The sequence below is a fragment of the Gemmatimonadota bacterium genome, from assembly GCA_016712265.1.
In the GTDB taxonomy this organism is placed as follows: domain Bacteria; phylum Gemmatimonadota; class Gemmatimonadetes; order Gemmatimonadales; family Gemmatimonadaceae; genus RBC101.
The window spans coordinates 204612-225323 of record JADJRJ010000031.1 but is presented as its reverse complement, the minus strand read 5'-3'; the positions used below and the strand labels follow the sequence as shown (position 1 = coordinate 225323).

Genomic DNA, 20712 nt, shown 5'->3' with positions numbered 1-20712 from the left:
GGTCGAGCGGCCAGTCCTCGCGGGCCACCCCATTCCCGTGCTCTCCGTGCTGCTCGTGCTCCTCGTGCTCCTCGTGCTGCCCGTACTGCGCCGTGGCAGTTGCCCTTTTGCACCTGCCCCTTGGCCGTGCCGCCCGTGCTCCTCGTGCTGCCCGTACGGCGCCCTGGCAGTTGCCCTTTGCCTCGTGCCCCCGGGCCGTACCACCCGTGCCGCCCGTGCTCCTCGTGCTGCCCGTACTGCGCCCTGGCAGTTGCCGTTGCCACTCAGCATGGTCCGTACACCCACAGCGTATATCCAGCACCGCCCGTAGATTCCCCGAGTCCGGCACTCGTCGGGACCGTTCACCCCCTTCAGGCGACACATGACCCTCAGGATTCGGCTGGCTTTTGGTGCCTTGGGCACCCTGGCCATTGCTGCTTGCCAGAGCACGCAGCAGCCCGCCCCTGCCCCCGCCCCACGCCCGGCCGTCGCGCCGGGCAATGCGGCCCGGCCCAATGCCGGTGCCCCGCAGGCCCCGGCGGGACAGGACACCACACGACCCCCAGGTGCCGGAGGACAACCCCCGGCCGCAGGAGCCCCGGGTGAGCCGACGCCACGGCCCTACAACCGGGTGGTCACGCCTAACGCGAAGACACGCGACGGGCTCTTCAAGGTTCATCGCGTGGGCAGCCGCCTGCTCTTCGAGATCCCGCGCGCGGCCATGAACAAGGAACTGCTGCTCGTGGTGCGCGGCGCCCGCGTGCCCGTGAATGCCGGCTACGGCGGCCAACAACTGGGGGCCCGCCGTGTGGTGAAGTGGGAACGGCGCGACAACCGCGTCCTGCTTCGTAACATCTCCTACGAGACGGTGTCGGACCCGGGGCAGCCGATCGCGCAGGCGGTCAGCGCCTCCAACAACGACCTCGTGCTGGGGGCCTTCAATGTCGACGCGTACGGCCCGGACAGCGCGGCCGTCATCGACGTGACGCGCCTCTACACGGCCCCCCCAACGGAAATCGGCCCGGGGAACCAGTTCCGCGGCAACCCGGACCCGAACCGGTCCTTCATCGAAAAGGCGCTGTCCTTCCCGACGAACGTTGAGGTGGAGGCACTCCTCACGATCCCGGCCGCGCCCGGGGCCGCGCCCGGCGGTGGTGGTGGCTTCCAGCAGGCGGCCGCAGGTACGTCGTCCATCGTCCTGCACTGGTCGATGGTCAAGCTCCCGGAGAAGCCGATGATGCCGCGCCTGCACGACAAGCGCATCGGCTTCTTCTCGCTGAACCAGATCGACTACGGGCGTCCCGAGCAACGAGCCCAGGATCGCCGGTACATCGTGCGCTGGCGCCTGGAAAAGAAGGACCCCAACGCCGCCAAGTCGGAGCCGATCAAGCCGATCACGTATTATGTGGACCCGGCCACGCCGGACTGGCTCAAGCCGTACGTGAAGAAGGGCATCGAAGCCTGGCAGCCCGCCTTTGAAGAAGCCGGGTTCATCAAGGGCATCGTGGCCGCCGACCCCCCGGCCAACGACCCGGATTGGTCGCCCGAGGACGCCCGCTACTCCGTGGTCCGCTGGCTTCCGTCCACGATCGAGAACGCCCAGGGTCCGAACATCAACGACCCGCGCACCGGCGAGATCCTCGAGTCGGACATTTACATGTACCACAACATCATGACGCTACAGCGCACCTGGTATTTCAGCCAGGTGGCGCACTTGGACCCGCGCGCGCGCATGTGGCCGTTCCCCAACGACCTCATGGGTCGGCTCGTCGAGTTCGTTGTCGCGCACGAGGTCGGGCACACCCTCGGCTACCAGCACGACCAGAAGGGCAGCTCGCTGTACCCGGTGGACTCGGTGCGCTCGCGCACCTGGGTCGCAAAGATGGGCCACGCGCCGTCGATCATGGACTACTCGCGCTTCAACTACACGGCCCAACCCGAGGACAACATCGCGCTGGAGGACCTCATCCCCCGCATTGGCCCCTGGGACAAGTACATCACCCGCTGGGGCTACACCCCGATCCCGTCCGCCCGCACCACGGATGACGAATGGGCCACGCTGGATCGTTGGTCGAAGGAGCAGGATGCCACTCCATGGCTCCGCTTTGACGTCCAGGATTCCCGCGGCGCCGACCAGTCGTCGCACAGCGAGGCCGTCGGCGACGCCGACCCGGTAAAGGCCACCGGCTGGGGGATCAAGTCGATCAAGCAGATCGTCCCGCTCATCGTCCCGGCCACGAGCCAGCCGGGCACGGACTTCGACGACATGACCCTGGTGTACGATCGGGTGATCGGTCAGTGGGGCACCGAACTGCGCCACGTGACCTGGGTCGTTGGCGGCACCGACGCACAGGAGAAGTACGTCGGACAGGACGGCCCACGCTACGTCCCGTTGTCGCGCGCCCGGCAGAAGGAGGCCGTCAAGTTCCTCAACGACAACGCGTTCGCCACGCCCACCTACTTCCTCGTGCCGGAGATCCTCCGCCGCATCGAGGTCGAGGGTGCGCTGCGCCGGATCAACCAGCAGCAGGCCGGCATCCTGGGCGGCCTGCTGAATGACCGTCGCATGGAACGCCTGGTCGAGTTCGAGGCCCTCGCGTCGAACAAGGCGGATGCGTACTCCCTCGCCGAGTTTGTCAGTGATGTGCGCACCGGGATCTTCGCGGAACTACGCGCGTCCAACCCGGCGTCCGATACCTACCGTCGTGAGCTGCAGCGATCGTTCATCACCCTCGCCGCCGCCAAGGTCAACCCGCCACCGGTGAACCTGCCGGCCGGCCTCCCACCAGGTTTTGCCCAGCAAGTGGGACCGGCCCGGGCGACCAGCGACGTGCGCGCCGTCTTCCGCGCTGAACTCGCGGCCCTCGACCGGGATCTCGCGAGCGCCGCCGGACGCGCCCGCGACGCCACGACCCGCGCACACATCGCGGATGCGCGCGCCTTGATCAAGCGGGTCCTCGACCCGGCGCGCTAGCGCCCGTCGGTACGCGATGGCTGGACACCACGAGGGGGGAGCGATTCATCGCTCCCCCCTCGTTGGCATCCGGCGGTTGACCCCCGCCTTCAGCCACACCCCCGCGACGACGTGGCCACCGCGCAACTCAACACCAGCTTGAAGCCCGTCACCGCCTGCTCCGCGTTCAGGCTGACCCGGCGGGTCACCGCGGAAGCTGCGAACGTGTAGGGACGCACGCTGAGCCGCTGCATGGCGACGTCAAAGCGCACGGTGAACCGCGCCTGGCGACAGGCCACACCGGTCATGCCCAGCTTCAGTGGATCCACGGGACACGCCGCCCCGGAGGACGCCTCGCGCACCTTCACATACCCGGACTGCGCCATCCAGAACTCGTCCGTCACCGGGGCATTCGCCGCATTGGTGCCCAACGACGTAATGCGCGTCGTCTCCTGATAGAGCGCACTCGCCCCCGCAAATGGCGCGGCGGCCGGCCCCAGGGGGCTCAGCGACAACGGGGACAGGATCGGCGACGAATCACTCGGCGTGGTCAGGCTCAGGATCCGGGTGACCCCATCGGTCCCGCGCCGCCAGGCAGTCAGGGTCCGATGCGCCGGCACCCGGACTGCCACCTGCGCTCCCAGGTTGAAGTCCACGGTGCTGACAAACGCTTCGTAGGCTTCGTTCACCGTCCCGATGCGGACGTTGAGGATCGATGGCGTGATCCCGGTTCGCGCGGCCAGGGCGGCGAACGTGAACCCCTCCACCCGCGCCACGTCGCCAACCCCTCGTGCCTGCTCCGCGAGCTGCTCGAAGGTGAGCGCCAGCGGATCGGTCGACTCGGCCGCGGTCGGACTCGCCGCCGTCGGAGGATCGACACAGGCCGCCGCTGTCAGGGCCGTCAGGAGGAGAACGCGCCGTTTCATCGTACGTCAGTGACACGCCAGGGCCCCACGCCACCCTGACGCGCGAGACAGTGGCTCACGACCCCACCCGCCGGAATGGCGCCAGCAGGATCCGCAGCGTCTTGAGGGCGCGCCCCATCTGGGTCTCGACCGTCTTGATGGAGATCCCCAGTTCGGTGGCGATCTCGCCGTAGGTAAGCCCGGTGTCGCGGCTCAGGAGGAACACCTCCCGACATCGGGGCGGAAGCCGATCAATCGCTCGGGAGACCGCCTCGCCAAGCTCTCCCGCCGCCGCGCCATCGTCCGTCGCTTCCACCGTCATTGGCTCGCCCTTTACCGCCTCACGTTCTTCGTGAGCATGCTCCAGCTTCTGCCGCCTCAGGTGATTGAGTGCGGTGTTCCGGGCCGCCCGGATGAGGTAGGTCCGGAAGGTGTCGATCTCGGCAAGCTCTTCGCGTTTTCTCCAGACCTTGAAGAAGACATCCTGCACGAGCTCCTCAGCCACATCGGGCGCGAAGACGATCCGCCGGACCACGGTCACCATGGTCGCGTAGTGCTCCCGGAAGAGCTGCTCGAGCGCACGCTCGTCGCCGACCCGAAGCCGCCGGATCAGCTCCGCGTCCCGTCCCCGAGCGGATTCGCTGCGGTCGGACTCAGCTCCCTGTGGCTCGCGGTCGGTGCTCAGTGGGCTTGGCGGAATGAGGTGCAATCGGCCCCGGGGGGCCGCTTCAACTGCGCTGAGGTTAACATCCTCCGGAAATGACGAGTAAGGGGGATTGGCGATGGCTGTGTCATTCCCTCGGAGGCGTTCCATAACCGCAATGACCCACGAGAACCCCACAGACACCGACTTCGACCGGATCGCCCGCTACCTGGCGGACGAAATGACCGCGTCGGAACGTCGCCTGTTTGAGGCCTCCCTGGGTGGGGACGCGGCCCTGGCCGCGGCAACCGCGGATGCCCGAGCAGACTGGTCGGCGGCGAGCATTCCGGCAGCGGTGAACCTCGATGCCGCATGGATCGCTTTTCAGGCACGAATCCGGTCGAGCGACTCAACTGTCATCCCGATCGGCCGAAAGGCTCGTTCGTGGTATGGTAGTGTCGCGATACTGCGATATGCAGCCGCAGCCGTACTGGCTGTCGTGGGGGGCACCATCTGGGCGCGACGCGCCCCGGATGCTCCTCCGCAGGCTGTCGTCGCCGCAACGCCGGCGGCGCAGCAGCGCACGATCGATCTCCCGGACGGATCGCGCGTTGTACTCGGACCTGCCTCCGAGATCCGCACCATTGGCGACTTCACGGCGGGTGCTCGGGACGTCGAGCTGACCGGTGAGGCGCAGTTCACCGTCGTCCACGACGAAGCCCGACCATTCCGCATTCGGACGGCCACGGCGCTCATCGAGGACCTCGGCACCGTGTTCACGGTTCGCGCGGTGCCTCAGGAGCCGGTTCGCGTTTCTGTCTCCGAGGGGTCGGTGCGGGTGCGTCGCAGCGGCGCCGAGGATCGCGCGGCGGTGGTCCTGCAGCCACGGGACGTGGTCGTCCTCGCCGACACGGGGGACCCCGTGGTCACGCGGGGGGTCGATGTCGAGCACTACCAGGCGTGGACCCGCGGCCGCAGCGACTACCGGAACACCCCCGCCGGCGAGGTGTTCAGCGACATGGGGCGCTGGTTCGACGTGGAGTTCCAAGTGACCGACTCCACGCTGCTCGCCCGTCCGTTGAACGTGGAGTTTGAGCGCAACTCGATCGACGAGGTGCTGGAGACTCTTGGCCAGATGCTCGACGTGACCTTTGAACGTCGCGGCCGCGTGATCACCGTCGCGGCCCCCACTCGCACCGGGCTGCGGGTGGCGCCGAACGCACAGGTCGGGAGCGGTGTGTGATACGCGCGCCGCGGGGGTGCGCGCGAGCAGTGGCGCGTGTCCTCTGGGGTACGGCCATGGTTGCGGCGTACGCCGTGCCTCTGGCCGCGCAGACGCACCAGATCGCCTTCGCCGATAGCGGCGTCCGGGTGGCCGGTCGCGACGTCCTGTCGCGCCTGATTTCCCTGCGGCTCAATGGCGTCACGGTCGAGGCGGCACTGCGCACGGTGGCCGGACTCGGTGGCGCTCGTCTCGCCTACGCCGGCGATCTGCTCCCTGGAGACGTTCGGGTGACCGTTTCGCGTGAGCGCATTGCCCTGGGCGACGCGTTCAGGGAAGTCCTGCGGGACACAGATCTCGACATCGTCGTCACGCCATCGGGCTACGTCGTGGTCGTCCGGTCGCCGTGGCCCAAGGTGCGTCCGACCTTCGATTCGCTGCCGGCGGTTGCGCGACCGCCACTTCGCACGACGCGCCCGCAGATCATGGACCGCGTCCTCGTGATGGGTACACCAGCGAGTGGCGCGCCGGAGCGCGCGCTGGCCAGCGCCGTATCGGTGCGTACGCAGGGACAGCTGAACTCCCTCGGCCTCATGAACATGAGCCAGGTGTTCCGCACCGGCATTCCGGGGATCGTCGCCTGGGACCTGGGCATTGCCGGACCGCTCGCCCAGGTGGGCTCGGTCCGCGGCTCCAGCTCGTTCTCGTCCAACTACCTCAAGACGTACGTGGACGGCGTGGAGCTGGCGAGTCCGTACCTGCTGTTCGCAATTGATCCGTTCAGCATCGAGCGAGTGGAGGTGATTCGCGGGCCGCAGGGATCCGCGATGTATGGTTCGGACGCGATCAGCGGCGTCGTGCAGGTGGTGACGCGCAAGGGTTCGCCCACCGCCAACTGGCGGCCGGAACTGGACGCGATGGCCACGGTGGGTCGCCAGGAGAGCCAGTTCAGCGACGGCCCCAATGCCACACAGCGCCACTCGGCGATGGCGTTCACCGGGGGTGGCACGACGTCGTTTGGTATCGGGGGGACGTGGGAGGATGTCGCGGCCGCCGTGGCAGGTGGGTCGTCCGGTACGCGCGGAACGTTCGGGGGAGTCCGCACCCTGGCGGGTCCGTTGCGGCTGGATGCGACCTTTCGATATGCCGACATCCGGTTCACCGCGCCGGACAATCCGCTCTTTGCCGCCGTGGCCGATCGGGCGCTGGCTACCGTGCGACCACTGCTCGCCTCGCAACGGATCGAGAACGAGACGTATGGCCTGACCGCGGACTTCCAACCACGGGAGTGGTGGCGACAGACTCTGGTGATCGGCCTTGACCGGCACAATGGCGCCATTCCTCCGCAGCGTGAGCCAGCGACCGTTGCCGACGCGTTGCTGGGCGCCACGCAGGAAGCGGCGAGCAAGAGTTCGCTGCGCTACAGCATGGCGGTGCGGATGCTGTCCACCAGCGACGCCTCGATGACGGCGACCTTTGGCGCGGAACGCACGCACTTCGTCCGCGACCGGCTTGGGCTCCAGCAGGAGTTGATCGGGGCGGGGTCCGGGTTGACCTCCCTGTACTCGGAGACCGTCGACAACACCGGCGCCTTCGGCCAGCTGAAGGTGGACGTCGCGAACACCGTCTTCCTGAGCGCGGGGCTGCGCCGCGAGCGCAACTCCAACTTCGGCGCGAACGTCGGCACGGCCTGGTCCCCCATGCTGGGCGCCGCCGTCACCCGCGACGTCGGCGGGGCCACCGTGAAGCTGCGCACTGCCTACGGCAAGGGGATTCGTCCGCCGGCCCCCTCCATGCGCCGGGCGATCCGGACGATCAGCTTTCGCCAGTTGGAGAACCAGGAGCTGGAGCCCGAGGTGCAGTCGGGGACGGAAGGCGGGATGGAGCTGTACCTCGGCGACCGGGCCACGGTGTCCCTCACCGGCTACTCCCAGGATGCCGATGGACTCATCCAGCAGGTGATCGCAAACCCGCGGGAGCGCGTGCGGACCATCCAGTACCAGAACGTCGGCCGCATCGAGAACCGCGGGATTGAGCTGGAGGGCACACTGCGGACGGGACGCGTACGGACGGATCTCGTGTACTCGCGCACCAACTCGCGCGTCCGCGCGCTGGCCCCGACCTACACCGGGGACCTCACCGTCGGCGACCGGGTGCCCGAGGTGCCGACCGCGTCGGGCTCGGGATCGCTTACGCTGGAGGGCGCGCGCCTGCAGGCCACGGTTGGGGCGAGTTACATCGGCTCGTGGACGGGCTACGACTGGCTCGACTACTACGCCGGCGAACTCGACGCCGCCACGGCCAAGCCGCTCCTGCGGAACTACTGGGTGAACTATCCCTCGCTGACCAAGCCGTTCGTGGGGCTGGCCTTCACGATGTCGCGGCACGCGGAGTGGTACGTGCGCGTGGACAACCTCACGAACATCCAGCGCAACGAGCGCGACGACCTGCAGATCGGCGCAGGACGAACGACGACCCTGGGCCTACGCATCGTGCGTTGAACCGCGGCGTGCGGCGGGTGGGGGGCACCCTGCGGCACCTGTGGCGCCGAGTCGACATCGTCGGCATCTGGCGCGGCCCCACCACGGACAGTGTGACCCGGGAAACCGCCTCCCTGACGGCTCAGCGGGCCAGGTTGACGCCACCCAACCTCCGGAGTGAGCTTGGCCGAGGAATTGCCCCCCCTCTGGCGCACGATGCCCCATCACTCGGTTGCCGCCGCCCAGCAGTGGCTGGAACGCCTCACCCCTGATCTCTACCGGGAGCTCAAGGTGCTGGCACGCTCGCACCTCCGGCGCGAGAATGTTGGACACACCCTCAGCACCACGGCCCTGGTGCACGAGGCGTGGTTGCGGCTGTCCAAGTCGCAGGATCTCTCGCCCGATGACGCCGCCCGCTTTTTTGGCGTGGCCAGCAATACCATGCGACGCGTCCTCGTGGACCACGCGCGCAAGATCAAGAGCATAAAGCGCGGAAGCGGCGGCACTCCCGTGTCCGTGGACGAGGTGGGTGAGTTCCTCAGCGAGAGTGACGCCGATGAGGTGGTGGCGCTCGACGACGCACTGGAGCGCCTGGAGCAGATCAGTCCGCGGGCAGCTCAGGTCGTGGTTGCACGCTTCTTCGGCGGCCTTTCGGAACAGGAGGCGGCCGACGCTCTGCAGATCTCGCTCCGCACGGTGCAGCGGGATTGGTTGACGGCGCGCGCCTGGCTGCGCCGCGAAGTCGCGCGCGACCTGGGGTTCGCGGAGACCACGCTACCCCCTGTGTGATTCCCTGACGTCTTTCCGGGTGCTCCCGCGCTTGAGAGTGCAGGCCCTTCGCGAGTCCGATGCCGCATGACGCGTGACCCCATCCCTCATACATCGACCGGTGGCCTGACGCCGGCAGAGTGGGATGACGTCGGCGCTATCCTCGAGGCCGCACTCGAGCTCGTCGGTGACGCGCGCGCGCGATATCTCCGGGACGCCTGCGGCAGCCGGACGCACCTGCGAGACGAGCTCGCATCATTGCTTGCTGAAGTGGAGCGCGGACGCCGCCTGTCGCTGGAGCCGACGCCGGACGCGACGGGACCCTCGGTCGCTCTCGGGACCACCATCGGGCATTGGCGCATACAGGATCTCGTGGCCCGCGGAGGGATGGGAGAAGTGTACCGGGCGGCCCGGACGGACGGGGAGTTTACCCAGCTGGTGGCACTCAAGGTCGTGCGACCCGGTCTCGTGTCACCGACCTTCCTGCGGCGGTCGCGCATCGAGCGCGAGATCCTGGCACGGCTGACGCACGAGAACATCGTCGGCATCCTCGACGCCGGAACACTGGCGGACGGACGACCCTTCCTGGTGATGCCGCTCGTCGAGGGTGAGTCGATCACCACCTATTGCGAGCGCCAGGCGCTGGGGCTGGAGGCGCGCGTGCGGATGATTGTTGAGGTCGCGCAGACGGTGCAGTTCGCCCATTCCCGGCTGGTCGTGCACCGGGACCTGAAGCCCTCGAACATCCTGGTGACCGCCGACGGGAGCATACGTCTGCTCGATTTCGGGATCGCGAAGTTGCTGGCGGCCGACCCCGACACCCCTACCGATGCGGAGCTGCACTCGGAGATCCGCCTCCTCACGCCGGAACATGCGGCGCCGGAACAGGTCCGCGGTGACCCGGTGACAACGACGACCGACGTATACGCGCTCGGCGTGTTGCTCTACCAGGTCCTCACGGGCACGCGTCCCCACGTGGCGGGGGATCGCCCGATGGTGACCTTCGAGCGAGAGGTGCTTGAGGTGGAGCCGGCGGCGCCGAGCGTAGCCGGGAAGCACCAGCCCTGGGGACGCCGGCTGCGGGGAGACCTGGATCGCATCATCCAGATGGCATTGCGCAAGGAGCCGGACCGCCGGTATCCGTCGGCCGCCGCCTTCGCGGAGGACCTCGAGCGGTGGATGACCGGGCTGCCGGTGCGCGCCGAAGTGGACTCGTTCGGGTATCGGGCCCGCAAGTTCCTGGTGCGCAACCGGACCCTCGTGGCCGCCGGGTCCCTCGTGGCCATGCTGCTCGCGGCCTTTGCGGTGACGAGCGCCATCCAGGCGTCACGGCTCGAGCGCGAACGTAACGCCCTCGCCATACAACAGGCGACGACGCATTCCGTCGTTGGTCTGTTGCTGGGACTCTTCGAGAAGGCAAACCCGGGGCGTGTCCCCGGTGGGGACACGCTGCGTGTGGAACAACTCCTGGCGGAAGTCGATCCGGCGATCGACACCCTCGCGGGCCAACCGCTGGTGCAGGCGGAGATGTGGCAGACGCTCGGCCAGATCCACTCGGCTCGCGGGCGCCACGACCAGGCACGTCGCTACCATGAGCGCGCCCTCGCCCGCCTGCAAACGTCCGCCAGCATCGATTCGCAGGTCCTCGCGAAGGCCATGCTCAACCTGGGTATGGAGGTCGGCTACCTCGAGGGAAACGCGGCCGCAGTTCCCCTGATGGAGGCGGGGCTAGCGATGATGCGGCGTCACGCCCCCGCGGGCTCTGCGGCGCTCCTGGAAGCGGAGGTGGAAACCGCAACCCGGCGCACCGCGGACAGTACGCAGCGTGCCGACTTGCAGCGACTCATCCAGCAGGCGGACTCCGTGCAGGCCCCGATGCAGCGCGCCGCCGCCCTCAACCAGATCGCGGTGAACGAATTCGGGCGCGGCGGATACCGGGCGGCACACGCGGCCTTCGGCGAGGTACTCCGCATCCTGGATTCGCTGCTCCCCCGCGATCACGTGAATCGACTCGCGGTTGCCGGAAACCTGGCGGCAACCCTGACGCAACTCGGGGAACTCACGACGGCTGAAGCCGCCCAGCGGGAAATCGTCGCGATCCAGTTGAAGGCGACGCAAGTCGACTCGCTGCACCTCGGCAACCAGATCCAGAATCTCGCGTCGACGCTCGCGGAACGCGGGTTCCTGGACGAGGCCGACTCCCTTCTCCAGGTCTCGATCAACCTGACCCGCGGCGGCCTCTCGGCGGGCTCACACACGCTCCACACGGCACAATTCAACCGGGCACAGATCCATGAGGCGAGACGGCGGTACCCTGCGGCCCTCGCCACACTCGACAGCGTCATCGGCGCCCGGCCCGCCGGCCGTTCCCCAATGCAGCAGGTGATCTACGAAGGGTTTCGGGCGCAGGCCTTGATGAGCATGGGACGATGGCGAGACGCACGCGCAGTGCTGGACAGGATCGAGGGTCGGTACCGCGCGTTGACGAAGGAAAGCGTGGAAGCCGCCGCGTACCTGGCGCTCTGGCTCGGCGGCTCAGCGATGGAGCTGGGCCAGGCGAGCGAGGCCCTCGCGCATTTTGACGCGGGGCTGGCTCGAGCACGCACCCTGTTCCCCGAGACTCACCGCCGGGTGTTGGCGCTCGCCTGCGGTCGCGGTGTTGCCCTTGCACGCCTCGGACGAAGTGCCGAGGCCCAGACTCAGCTGGGTGCGGCGTGTCCGGCGTACCGCGCGAACGCCCTGGCTTGGCGACCCGTGACCGATTGGGCGCGTGAAGTCGCCCCGCCGGGCCGGGAGTAGGCGCGTGCCGTGACGGGATTCGCCCGTCGGGCGCGCCACGAAGGACATGCGGCCGCTCTTCGTGGTGTTCCTGACGGTCACTCTGGACCTGGTGGGGTGGGGGATCGTCATCCCACTCCTGCCGTTCTACGCGCAGGAGTTCGGGGCGTCCCCGCTGGAAGTGACGCTCCTGATGGGGTGCTATTCGCTCGCCCAATTCCTCGGTGCCCCGTGGTGGGGCCGCCTCAGCGACCGCGTCGGTCGTCGCCCCGTGATGCTGGTGTCGATCACGGCGACGGCGATTGCCCTCGCGCTGTTCGCGACGGCTCCGAGCCTGCTGCTGTTGTTCGTCTATCGGAGCCTGCATGGCTTTGCCGCCGCGAACATCGGCATTGCGCAGGCCTGCGTGGCGGACCTCACCACACCGGAGACACGCGCGCGCGGGATGGGGTTGGTCGGCGCCGGCTACGGCGTCGGATTCACCCTGGGGCCGGCCCTGGGGGGTGTGTTGTCCTCGTTCGGATTGTCGGTTCCCTTGCTGGTGGCCGCTGGCCTGAGCGTGCTCAACCTCGGCGTGGCGTTCCTGGTGTTACCGGAAACGCGGCATTCCACGAGCGTGCGCAGCACCCGGACGATCGCCCCCGGCGTGCTGTGGCACACGTTGATGCATCCAACCGTTGGTGGCGTCGTGGCCACCTTGGGGATGCAGGTCATGGCGTTTGCGGCAATGGAGAGCTGCCTCGCCTTGCTGGCCGCCGCGCGCCACGGGTATGGGCCTCGAGATATTGGCTGGCTGCTGGTGGCCGTAGGGACCGTGAGCGTCGTGGTCCAGGCGGGGCTGCTGGGGCGCGCGGTGCGCGCGTACGGGGAGGGACGCGTGATCGTCTGGGGGCTCGCGACCTTTGGACTCAGCCTCCTGCTGATGGCAATCGTTCCCGGCGGATGGCCGTTTGTGGGCGCCCTGGCGCTGGCTGCGGTGGGTCAGGGGCTGGCCAACCCCTCGCTGACCGGACTGATCTCACGACGGACGGCCGATGACGTCCAGGGCGAGGCGCTCGGTGCCGCGCAATCGGTCGCGGCGCTCGGCCGAGCCGTCGCGCCGGTGATTGCGGGCGCCCTCTACACCAACGTTGCACCTGAGGCACCCTACCTCGCGGCCGGTGCGTGGTTGTGGGCGGCCGCAGCCCTGGCGCCCCTCCTCACGGCATCGCGCACCGGTGAGGAACCCATCGCCCCATGACGTGGCGCTCGTGGGCAGGCGACGTGGTGGCGGCGGGGGTCCCTGTGGCCGTGGCGCACGACCTCGCTTCGCTCCGCGCCCTCGTGCGCCGTGGTCGCTCCCTGCGCATCGCGGGCGCCGGTCACAGTTGTTCGGCCCTGGTGCCCTCCCGCGACACCATCGTTCAGCTGCGGGGGATGGATCGCGTTCTTGCGCTTGATGTGGATGCGGGCACGGCGCGCGTCGAGGCCGGGGCGCGCATGGGACAGGTCGCGCGCTGGCTCGCCAAGCGCGGCTGGTGCCTGCGTCACATCGGTTCGTCCAGTTACCCGACCGTGGGCGGCGCGCTCGCCACGGCCGTACATGGCTCGGGACGCCGGTGGGGATCAGTCAGTAGCGAGGCGAGTGTCACCGGCCTCACGCTGCTCCTCGCCTCGGGCGAGATGTTACCCCTCGCTGGTGATCGCCCCGCCGATCAGGAGTTCCTCGCGGCGGCCCGGACCCACCTCGGCGCACTCGGCGTGGTGCTCGACGTAACCCTGCGCGTGGAACGCGGTAGCACGATGCGCGTCACACGCGAACGGCGCGCGGTTGGTGAGCTATCGGATGCGTCGCTCCACCTGGGCGACGACCACGTGGAAGCGTGGTGGATGCCCTACACCTCGGACGCGCTGGTGGTACGCCGTACCCTCCTGCCGGAGTGGCCATCGGCGCCGGGGGGAAGCGCGGCGGCGGTCGCGCTGCATCGCATCCTTGGTGAAGACCTCCCCCTGGCAGCGGCGCTTCGTGTGGTGGCTCGGCGCCCTGGACTCGGCGCATCGTTTGCGCGCTGGATCACGCGAGCGTCTGCGCCCACTCGCCCAGCCACGGCCATCCTCCGCTGGGACTTCGCCACCGTCGGTCCCCGCTGGCTTCGCGCCCCCACGATGGAGTTCGGGCTCCCCGCCGCCGCGCTGCGCGGCGCTCTGTCCGGCCTCGCAACCCTCGCGGAGGAGGTGCGCGCGTCCACGCCATTCCACCTGCCAGTCAACATTCGCTGGGTCGGTGCGGACCGGGGAACGATGCTCAGCATGGCGGAGGGCCGCGACACGGTCTTCGTGGAGGTCCCGTGGCACTGCCGCATGCCGGGACGGGACCAGGTGCTACCCCGCGTGGAGGCACTGCTGCTGTCCCTCGGTGGACGTCCCCACTGGGGAAAGCTCTCCTACGGGAACCCGTGGGCGCTCTATCCCGAGCGCGCCCGATGGGCACAGGTCCGCTCCGTGCTGGATCCTGCCGGGGTATTCAGCAACGACTACCTGGACCGACTGACCTCCGGCCGGCCACTGCGCGACCCGATCGACGCGTGACGATCGACGTCCTCTTCGTTGAGCTGGGGGAGCTTCCGCTCCACCCGGTCTGGTCCGAGGACGAAGCCGCACGGGCGACCGCCATGCCCTCCGTGCGCGCACGCCAGGCGCACCTCATCATGCGCCATGTCCTTCGCCACGCACTGGGTCACCGCATGGGGGTACCGCCGGAGGCGTTGCACTTTTGCCATGGCCGCCTTGGCAAGCCCTACATTACCGGGCACGCGCACGCCCCCGCGTTCAGCGTCTCGCACACCCTGGGATGCGGGGTCATCGCGATCGCCGATGGTCGTCCCGTGGGTGTCGACGTCGAGGTCCGTGAGCCACGACTTCCCGGCGCCGAGGCACTCGCCACCTTCCTCGCGCCGGCGGAGCGTGACCGGCTGCTTGCCCTCGATCCTTCCGCGCGCGCGACACACTTCGCGCGATTGTGGACCCGACGCGAAGCCGTGGTGAAGCTGCACGGTGGGAGCGTGGCCACCTTCGCCGAGGCCTGCATGATCCGTGGCGGGCGCGTGGTCTGGACGCCTGCAGCGGCGGGGGTCGAGGCCGACGTCACCCCGGGAGGGGAGGTCGTCATTCGCACACTGCGCACGCCGACCGGGTATGTCGGCGCGCTCGCATCACTCGGAGACTCGGTGCAGCTTCGGTACCTGCCACGGCTCCGTGGGCCCATCCCCGAGCATGACCTGGACCGGGGTGCGGCCGACGTAGGTCGCCCCGTGGTAGCCGGAGAAGTAGAGGGTGGTGACCAGTCCGTTAAGGCCGTAGTCCAGCTCGCGCAGCACGCCGCCGAGCGGTCCCCGGTGCGTAGCACTGGTCGCCGCGGCGGTCATCAGGGACCGCAGGAGCGGCATCGGGACCAGGCCTAACGTGGCGAGCAACCACCCGAGCGCCCGACGGTCCGATGCGCTGGCGTGCGACAGGACTGCGTCAGCGGCCTCGGCACATCCCAGCGTGCGAAAGGACGGGTATTGTCCGTTACCGGGATACCAGCACTCGCCCGCGCGTTCGAGGGCGCGGCGCTCCCATCGCGTCATGCAGCCTTCCGTAGTTGGTCAGCTGCCGCCCCGGCCAGCGCCATGATCGTCAGGGACGGGTTGCGCCCCGGCGCTTCAGGGAAGAGGCTCCCGTCACACACCGCCACGCGCGGATGGCCAAAGACGCGGAAGCCCGGGTCGACCACCCCGCGCCCCGGATCGACCCCCATGGCGCAGCCGCCCATGGGGTGCACGGAAAAGGCCTTGGGGCTGAACATCATCTCGGTCGCGCCCAACTGTTTGTAGCATTCCCGCAGAACGCCGGTCGCCTCCTGCCAGCGCCCACGCTCCTCCGCGGACAGCGTGCGCTCCACCCGCAGTCGGCCACCCCGATCGAGGCGCAGGCGCCCCGGGGCCAGGTCACGCAGGCAGATCTCCACTCCCACCATTCGGCGATAGCGCTCGGAGAGGTCGTGTCCGGGCCGCTGTTGGAACAGGGTGTGAAAGACGATGGGCGGGACGAAGTTGGACTCGAACTTGTAGCCGCGCGCGAGGTAGCGGGGATCGGACGACGCCACGCCCTGGAACGCTCCCCGGTGGGCATCCACACGGACGGGGAGGACGGCCCCGCTGAGGAACTGCGGATGGCAGGTGAACCCCTCGCCCAACCGCGGCAGGTCGCGCTTCCAGCCGGACCGCAACAGGACCTGCGGCGTGCCTAACGATCCAGCCGCCAAGACCACGAGGCCCGCCTGCCAGGTCTGGGGCCCTTCCGGTCCGACCGCCTCGATCTCGACGCGTGACGCGCGTTCCACCAGCCGCCGCACCGTCCACCCGGCGTGCACCACCGCCCCGCGTCGGCTCGCCTCACGCAGGGTGGTCACGGCGCTGGACTGCTTGGACTCGTGTGGACATCCGCCGAGGCAGCGCATGCAGTCTGCCGTGTGGCATTCCGGTCCCTCACCGCGCTGCAGTCCGTGCCAGGCGATGCCATGCTGGCTGAACGCGCGCGCCACCTGCGCCGAGTTAGCGTTGAAGCGCGCCGGACCGATCGTGGCGACCTGGAGGTCGCGCAAGGCATGCGCGTACCAGGGCGCCATCTGGTCTTCCGTGAACAGCGGGACACCCGAGGCGGCGCGCCATCGCGCGAACACCGCCTCATCAAACTGGTCGAGCAGGGCCTGATTCACGATCGTGCTGCCACCGACCCCCCTGCCCCGGGTGAAGATGATCGAGGCATCCGTGCTCAGCTCCAGTCCAGCGTTCCAGTACATGCGCGCCAGCATCTCCACCTCGGGCAGCGGCAGCTGGTGTGCATCCCAGCGCGGCCCGGCCTCGAGGACCACCACGCGCGCCCCCGCACGGGTGAGATCCAACGCGACGCGCCCCCCCCCGGCCCCCGACCCCACCACCACCACGTCGGCCGTTGTGTTCACAACACGGCCCGTGCGTCAGCGACCACTTCCCGCAACGTGCGCCAGTTCGACTCCGTCGCCATCTCCCCGGCCACCACCCGTAACGCCGTGGTGAAGTGCCCCAGCTCCGCATGGGGAAGATCGAGCGCCGGGATCAGGGCCACGCTCGCCCCAAAGCGATTGGGCAGAGAGACCAGAATACGATGCTCGGCAAACAACCGACGGCAGAGGATCCCTGGGATCGCATCGCCCTCGACCTTGTCCACCAGGGCGCGGACCAGGTTCGTGCGCACAGCGCTGGACGCCCCGATGGTGAGCACGAGCCCGCGGCCACCGATCGTGTAGCTCACCGGCGATCCCTCGGCCGTCGCCAGTTGCTGCCGCACCAGCGACTCCGCGCCCTTGACGTGTTCGTAGATCCCCGGCTGGCGGTCGAAGGCGTCGAGCACGGCGAGGCCGACGGCCATGGCAACGTGGTTTTCCTTGAAGGTCGAGGAGTACACCGCGATCTTCTCGATGGAGTCGAACACCTTGCGGTAGACGTGTTCCCTGGAGAGCACGGCCCCGACGGCGCTCACGCCACCGCTCAGGCCCTTGGCGACGGTGATGATGTCCGGCACGACGCCAGACCACTGGTAGCAGAACGGCTTCCCCGTCCGCCCGAACCCCGTCTTGATCTCGTCGCAGATCAACAGGCTCCCATACTGGTCGCAGAGCGCCCGGGCCAATCGCATGAACTCGGCGGAGGCCACCTCGCCTGTGCGAGCCACGACGGGCTCCACGATGACGCCAGCGATTTCGCGCCCGTGGCGGCGAAAGGCTTCGGTCAGCGCCTCCGCGTCGTTCAAGGGCAACACAAGCGCGGGGCCGTCCACGCCAAACATCTTCTGGTGTTTGACGGACCCATTCACCCCGAGCGCGCCCAGCGTGAGTCCATGGTAGCCCATGGTAAAGCAGACCATGCGCGACCGACCCGTCACCATGCGCGCCATCTTGAGGGCGTAGTCGGTGCTCTCTGCGCCCCCGTTGGTGAAGAACACGCGGTCAAAGTCCCCACCCGCGTAGGAAACCAGCGCCTCCGCGAGCATCGCGCCCAGGACCGAATGGCTGAACTGCACCAGGGATGGCATGCGCAGTTCCAGTGCCTGGCGTGCCGCATCGCGTACGAACTCCGCGCGGCCCCAGTAGCACGCCCCGTATCCGGCGACGAGGTCGAGGTAGCGGTTGCCGTCCCGGTCCACCAAATGGTGGGTGTCGTGATCGGTGAAGACCACATCGGCCAGCCCGAGGCTCGTGAGGTACTTCGTATAGAAGTGGTTCACGCGCCGGGCGTAGATCTCGGCGACCTGGTGCGTGGCCAGAAAGCGATCGATGCGCGACTGGAGGTTCATGCGCGACCTCGCGAGGAGCGTTGCTGGGCGGCGAGGACCATCCGATCCATGACCGCCCTGGTGAGGGAGGGAAACCAGCGATGGGCGCGGTGGAACACCGCGGTACTGAGGTTCACGTTGATCAAGAATGACCGGCGCTCGAGCGCCCGCACGAACCGGCGCGCCACATCGTCCGCGCGCATCAGCCCGGCGTTTGCCGACAACGCGGCGGTCTCCGGCGGTGTCATCGCGCGCTCCACCGCAAAGCCGGGCGTATCAGTGTCGGGAGGACACAGGACGGCCACGTGGATCTCACGCTGCAGCAGTTCCTGTCGCAGGCACTCGGCAAAACCAACCAGCGCGAACTTGGTGCCGGCATACGCTGTATGGCCGAAGGCCCCCATGTACCCAAGGACGGAAGATGTCAGGGCAATGAACCCTTCGCGCTGGATATGGGGGAGTGCTGCACGCACGGTGTGGACCGCACCCAGGTAGTTCACGGCGCACAAACGCTCAAAAACATCCGCCGGCAATTGCTCGAAGTACCCGGGGTGGGCGAGCCCGGCATTGCACACGACGCCCCCGAGCCCGCCGAAATGCTGCGCGGCCCGCTGGACGACCTCATGAATGGCGGCCGGGTTGCTGACATCCGCCGGAAGCACGAGGGTGTGGCACCCAGGCACCTCCTCCCGCACCAGGCGTGCGCAGAGTTCCAACCCCTCGGACTGCCGGGCCACCAGGGCGAGGTGTGCGCCACGCCGCGCCAACTCGCGGGCGATCGACAGGCCGATACCGCGTGACGCACCGGTGAGCACGACCGCTCGTCCGTCAAAGCTCAGGCGACTCACGCAGCGGACCCCGCTGCAGGCTTGGGAATGAACACGCACTCGATCAGCGCCACCGCGCACACCCGAGTCCCAACGAGGGTCTGCACCAACGCGGACGCCATCAAGTCGTCGTGCCCGAGCCGCTGGGCGATCAGCGTGAGCGTATCGCCAGGACGCACGGGGAAGACGAACCGTGCCTCACGCACGCCGATCGCGCGGACCTGGCGGGGACCGCCGTCCGTGGTCGTGGAGGCCAGCAGGCCCTCCAGGCACAGGGCCAACTGCCCGGCCGCCTCGATCTGCAGTGACCCGGGATACACCGGTTCACCAGGGAAATGGCCGCGGAAGACAGGATCATCGACAGCGACTGCTCGTTCACCGGCGATCAGTCCACGCGCGGGCTCGCAGTGCGTGAGCCGATCGATCAGCAGGAACGGGGCGCGATGGGGGATGAGCCGCTCGATCCCCTCGCGGTCCACGGAGGTGGGGGTCACGGACGCGAGGTCAGCGATGGGCACGCGCCGCGCGCGTCGCACGTCCGGCCGTTCGGGCTCGGCCACCGACGTCATCGCCGCACCCCCTGGGCAATCTCGTCCTCGATCACGTTGCACGCCTCATCGATTTGTGCGTCGGTGAGCATGGCAGTCACCGAGAGCCGAAACCGCCGTTGGTCGGCGGGGACGGCCGGGTAGTCCACCGGCTGGAGGAACACGCCGCGCTCCTGGACGCGTCGCGCCATGTCAAACAGGAGCTCCGCTGACTCGCCGATGATGATCGGGATGACCTGCGAGGCAGAGTCCCCGAGGTTCAGCTGCATGGCCTCGAGGTTGGCGCGCACGCGCGCCACGTTGTGCCACAGGCGATCCTGCAACTGGTGGTCGCGGGTCGCAACCTCGAGCGCCTTGAGGCAGCCGGCCACGACGACCGGCGACGGCGCACAGGAGAATGCATACGCCGACGCGTATGACTTGATGTAGCGCACGATGGCGCTGGTGCTGCAGATAAAGCCACCCACCCCGCCAAAGGCCTTGCTGAGGGTACCAAAGGTGACCGCCACCTGGTCCTCGACCCCCTGCAGTTCGGCGATGCCCCGTCCCGTGCGACCGAACAGGAGGCTGCTGTGTGCCTCGTCCACATACAGCGGCGCGCCATAGGCGGCGCACACCGGGGCCAGTCGCGTGAGGTCGCCGAGGTCACCGTCCATGGAGTAGACCCCCTCGACGGCCACCAGGACGCGCTTGCCGCGATGGGCTTCCAGGACGGCAGCCAAGGCGTCGGGATCATTGTGCCGAAAGAAGACGTTCCGGGCGCGGGCGAGTGTGCCACCGTCGATGATGCTCTGGTGGCACTTCTCGTCCATCACCAGCACGTCCCCGCGGCGCAGCATGCCCTGCAGCGCCCCGTAGTTGGCCATCAGGCCGCCGGAGAACAGGGCGCAGGCTTCCCGGCCCTTGAAGGCGGCGAGCTGCTCGGCGAGACGCACGTGCAGGTCATACGTTCCCGACAACATCGCCGCGCCGGATGCCCCGAGACCGTAGGTCTCGAGGGCGTCACGGGCCGCCCCGATGACCTCCGGATGGGTGGCAAGGCCGAGGTAGTTGTACGACGTGAGATTGATGACGTCGCGTGCCGTGCCGTCAAACCGGGAGGCGATACGCGTGGCCGCACGCGGTGCCGCGAGCAGCGGCTGCTCGAAGAACGCCATGCACGCCTGCGTCTCGGGCTCGGCGAGCCACGCGCTCCAATCGGTCGGCGGTTCGACCACCGACGGGCTGTCGCTCGCGTAGAAGTCCGCGAGGCTATAGCGGTAGGCGTCCATGGTTG

15 protein-coding genes are annotated in these 20712 nt (G+C 68.6%); 8 read left to right on the top strand and 7 right to left on the bottom strand.

What is annotated here, in order from left to right; all coding sequences use genetic code 11:
- The first annotated feature begins 361 nt into the window (after positions 1-361).
- On the top strand, positions 362-2953 hold the full coding sequence (locus IPK85_22040) for a zinc-dependent metalloprotease (GenBank protein MBK8250047.1): 2592 nt from the start codon (positions 362-364) through the stop codon (positions 2951-2953).
- An 89-nt stretch (positions 2954-3042) separates the two neighbouring features.
- Here IPK85_22040 and IPK85_22035 read toward each other — a convergent pair whose 3' ends face one another.
- Both IPK85_22035 and IPK85_22030 read right to left on the bottom strand, forming a co-directional pair.
- Positions 3043-3858 carry a hypothetical protein gene (locus tag IPK85_22035; protein MBK8250046.1) on the bottom strand — a complete coding sequence of 272 codons (816 nt, stop codon included), beginning with the start codon at positions 3856-3858 and terminating at the stop codon, positions 3043-3045.
- A 55-nt stretch (positions 3859-3913) separates the two neighbouring features.
- On the bottom strand, positions 3914-4651 hold the full coding sequence (locus IPK85_22030) for an RNA polymerase sigma-70 factor (protein ID MBK8250045.1): 738 nt from the start codon (positions 4649-4651) through the stop codon (positions 3914-3916).
- A 7-nt stretch (positions 4652-4658) separates the two neighbouring features.
- Between IPK85_22030 and IPK85_22025 the strand changes: the two genes are divergently transcribed.
- The 7 genes from IPK85_22025 (at position 4659) to IPK85_21995 (ending at position 15168) form a co-directional block, all read left to right on the top strand.
- A complete protein-coding gene (locus IPK85_22025) occupies positions 4659-5723 on the top strand; it encodes a FecR domain-containing protein (protein MBK8250044.1) in 1065 nt (354 codons plus the stop codon).
- Positions 5724-5779: 56 nt separating this feature from the next.
- Positions 5780-8203, top strand: a complete 2424-nt coding sequence (locus tag IPK85_22020; protein MBK8250043.1) for a TonB-dependent receptor — start codon at positions 5780-5782, stop codon at positions 8201-8203.
- Positions 8204-8398: 195 nt separating this feature from the next.
- The gene (locus IPK85_22015) at positions 8399-8971 is read left to right on the top strand and encodes a sigma-70 family RNA polymerase sigma factor (protein MBK8250042.1); all 573 of its coding nucleotides are present in this window, start codon (positions 8399-8401) and stop codon (positions 8969-8971) included.
- 66 nt (positions 8972-9037) lie between these two features.
- Entirely contained in the window at positions 9038-11749 is a 2712-nt protein-coding gene (locus IPK85_22010) for a serine/threonine protein kinase (GenBank protein ID MBK8250041.1), read from the top strand.
- A 46-nt stretch (positions 11750-11795) separates the two neighbouring features.
- Entirely contained in the window at positions 11796-12968 is a 1173-nt protein-coding gene (locus tag IPK85_22005; protein MBK8250040.1) for an MFS transporter, read from the top strand.
- On the top strand, positions 12965-14296 hold the full coding sequence (locus IPK85_22000) for an FAD-binding protein (GenBank protein MBK8250039.1): 1332 nt from the start codon (positions 12965-12967) through the stop codon (positions 14294-14296). Before IPK85_22005 ends, IPK85_22000 begins: the two co-directional genes overlap by 4 nt.
- Positions 14293-15168, top strand: coding sequence for a 4'-phosphopantetheinyl transferase superfamily protein (locus tag IPK85_21995; GenBank protein ID MBK8250038.1), 876 nt, complete (start codon positions 14293-14295; stop codon positions 15166-15168). Before IPK85_22000 ends, IPK85_21995 begins: the two co-directional genes overlap by 4 nt.
- Positions 15169-15332: 164 nt before the next feature.
- Here the strand turns inward: IPK85_21995 and IPK85_21990 are convergent, their stop codons facing one another.
- Genes IPK85_21990 through IPK85_21970 form a run of 5 tightly spaced genes read right to left on the bottom strand, consistent with a single transcriptional unit; the run spans position 15333 to position 20707 of the window.
- Positions 15333-16712, bottom strand: a complete 1380-nt coding sequence (locus tag IPK85_21990; protein ID MBK8250037.1) for a GMC family oxidoreductase — start codon at positions 16710-16712, stop codon at positions 15333-15335.
- The gene (locus IPK85_21985; protein MBK8250036.1) at positions 16709-18082 is read right to left on the bottom strand and encodes an aspartate aminotransferase family protein; all 1374 of its coding nucleotides are present in this window, start codon (positions 18080-18082) and stop codon (positions 16709-16711) included. The genes IPK85_21990 and IPK85_21985 overlap by 4 nt, the downstream gene beginning before the upstream one ends.
- Entirely contained in the window at positions 18079-18909 is an 831-nt protein-coding gene (locus tag IPK85_21980) for an SDR family NAD(P)-dependent oxidoreductase (GenBank protein ID MBK8250035.1), read from the bottom strand. The genes IPK85_21985 and IPK85_21980 overlap by 4 nt, the downstream gene beginning before the upstream one ends.
- The gene (locus tag IPK85_21975; protein MBK8250034.1) at positions 18906-19457 is read right to left on the bottom strand and encodes a beta-hydroxyacyl-ACP dehydratase; all 552 of its coding nucleotides are present in this window, start codon (positions 19455-19457) and stop codon (positions 18906-18908) included. Before IPK85_21975 ends, IPK85_21980 begins: the two co-directional genes overlap by 4 nt.
- Positions 19454-20707 carry an aminotransferase class I/II-fold pyridoxal phosphate-dependent enzyme gene (locus IPK85_21970; GenBank protein ID MBK8250033.1) on the bottom strand — a complete coding sequence of 418 codons (1254 nt, stop codon included), beginning with the start codon at positions 20705-20707 and terminating at the stop codon, positions 19454-19456. Before IPK85_21970 ends, IPK85_21975 begins: the two co-directional genes overlap by 4 nt.
- Between the last annotated feature and the right edge of the window lie 5 nt (positions 20708-20712).

Coding starts and splice junctions, on each gene's coding strand:
- IPK85_22040 (MBK8250047.1), top strand. CDS start 362: ATGACCCTCAGGATTCGGCTGGCTTTTGGTGCCTTGGGCACCCTGGCC.
- IPK85_22035 (MBK8250046.1), bottom strand. CDS start 3,858: ATGAAACGGCGCGTTCTCCTCCTGACGGCCCTGACAGCGGCGGCCTGT.
- IPK85_22030 (MBK8250045.1), bottom strand. CDS start 4,651: ATGGAACGCCTCCGAGGGAATGACACAGCCATCGCCAATCCCCCTTAC.
- IPK85_22025 (MBK8250044.1), top strand. CDS start 4,659: ATGACCCACGAGAACCCCACAGACACCGACTTCGACCGGATCGCCCGC.
- IPK85_22020 (MBK8250043.1), top strand. CDS start 5,780: ATGGTTGCGGCGTACGCCGTGCCTCTGGCCGCGCAGACGCACCAGATC.
- IPK85_22015 (MBK8250042.1), top strand. CDS start 8,399: ATGCCCCATCACTCGGTTGCCGCCGCCCAGCAGTGGCTGGAACGCCTC.
- IPK85_22010 (MBK8250041.1), top strand. CDS start 9,038: ATGACGCGTGACCCCATCCCTCATACATCGACCGGTGGCCTGACGCCG.
- IPK85_22005 (MBK8250040.1), top strand. CDS start 11,796: ATGCGGCCGCTCTTCGTGGTGTTCCTGACGGTCACTCTGGACCTGGTG.
- IPK85_22000 (MBK8250039.1), top strand. CDS start 12,965: ATGACGTGGCGCTCGTGGGCAGGCGACGTGGTGGCGGCGGGGGTCCCT.
- IPK85_21985 (MBK8250036.1), bottom strand. CDS start 18,082: ATGAACCTCCAGTCGCGCATCGATCGCTTTCTGGCCACGCACCAGGTC.
- IPK85_21975 (MBK8250034.1), bottom strand. CDS start 19,457: ATGACGTCGGTGGCCGAGCCCGAACGGCCGGACGTGCGACGCGCGCGG.
- IPK85_21970 (MBK8250033.1), bottom strand. CDS start 20,707: ATGGACGCCTACCGCTATAGCCTCGCGGACTTCTACGCGAGCGACAGC.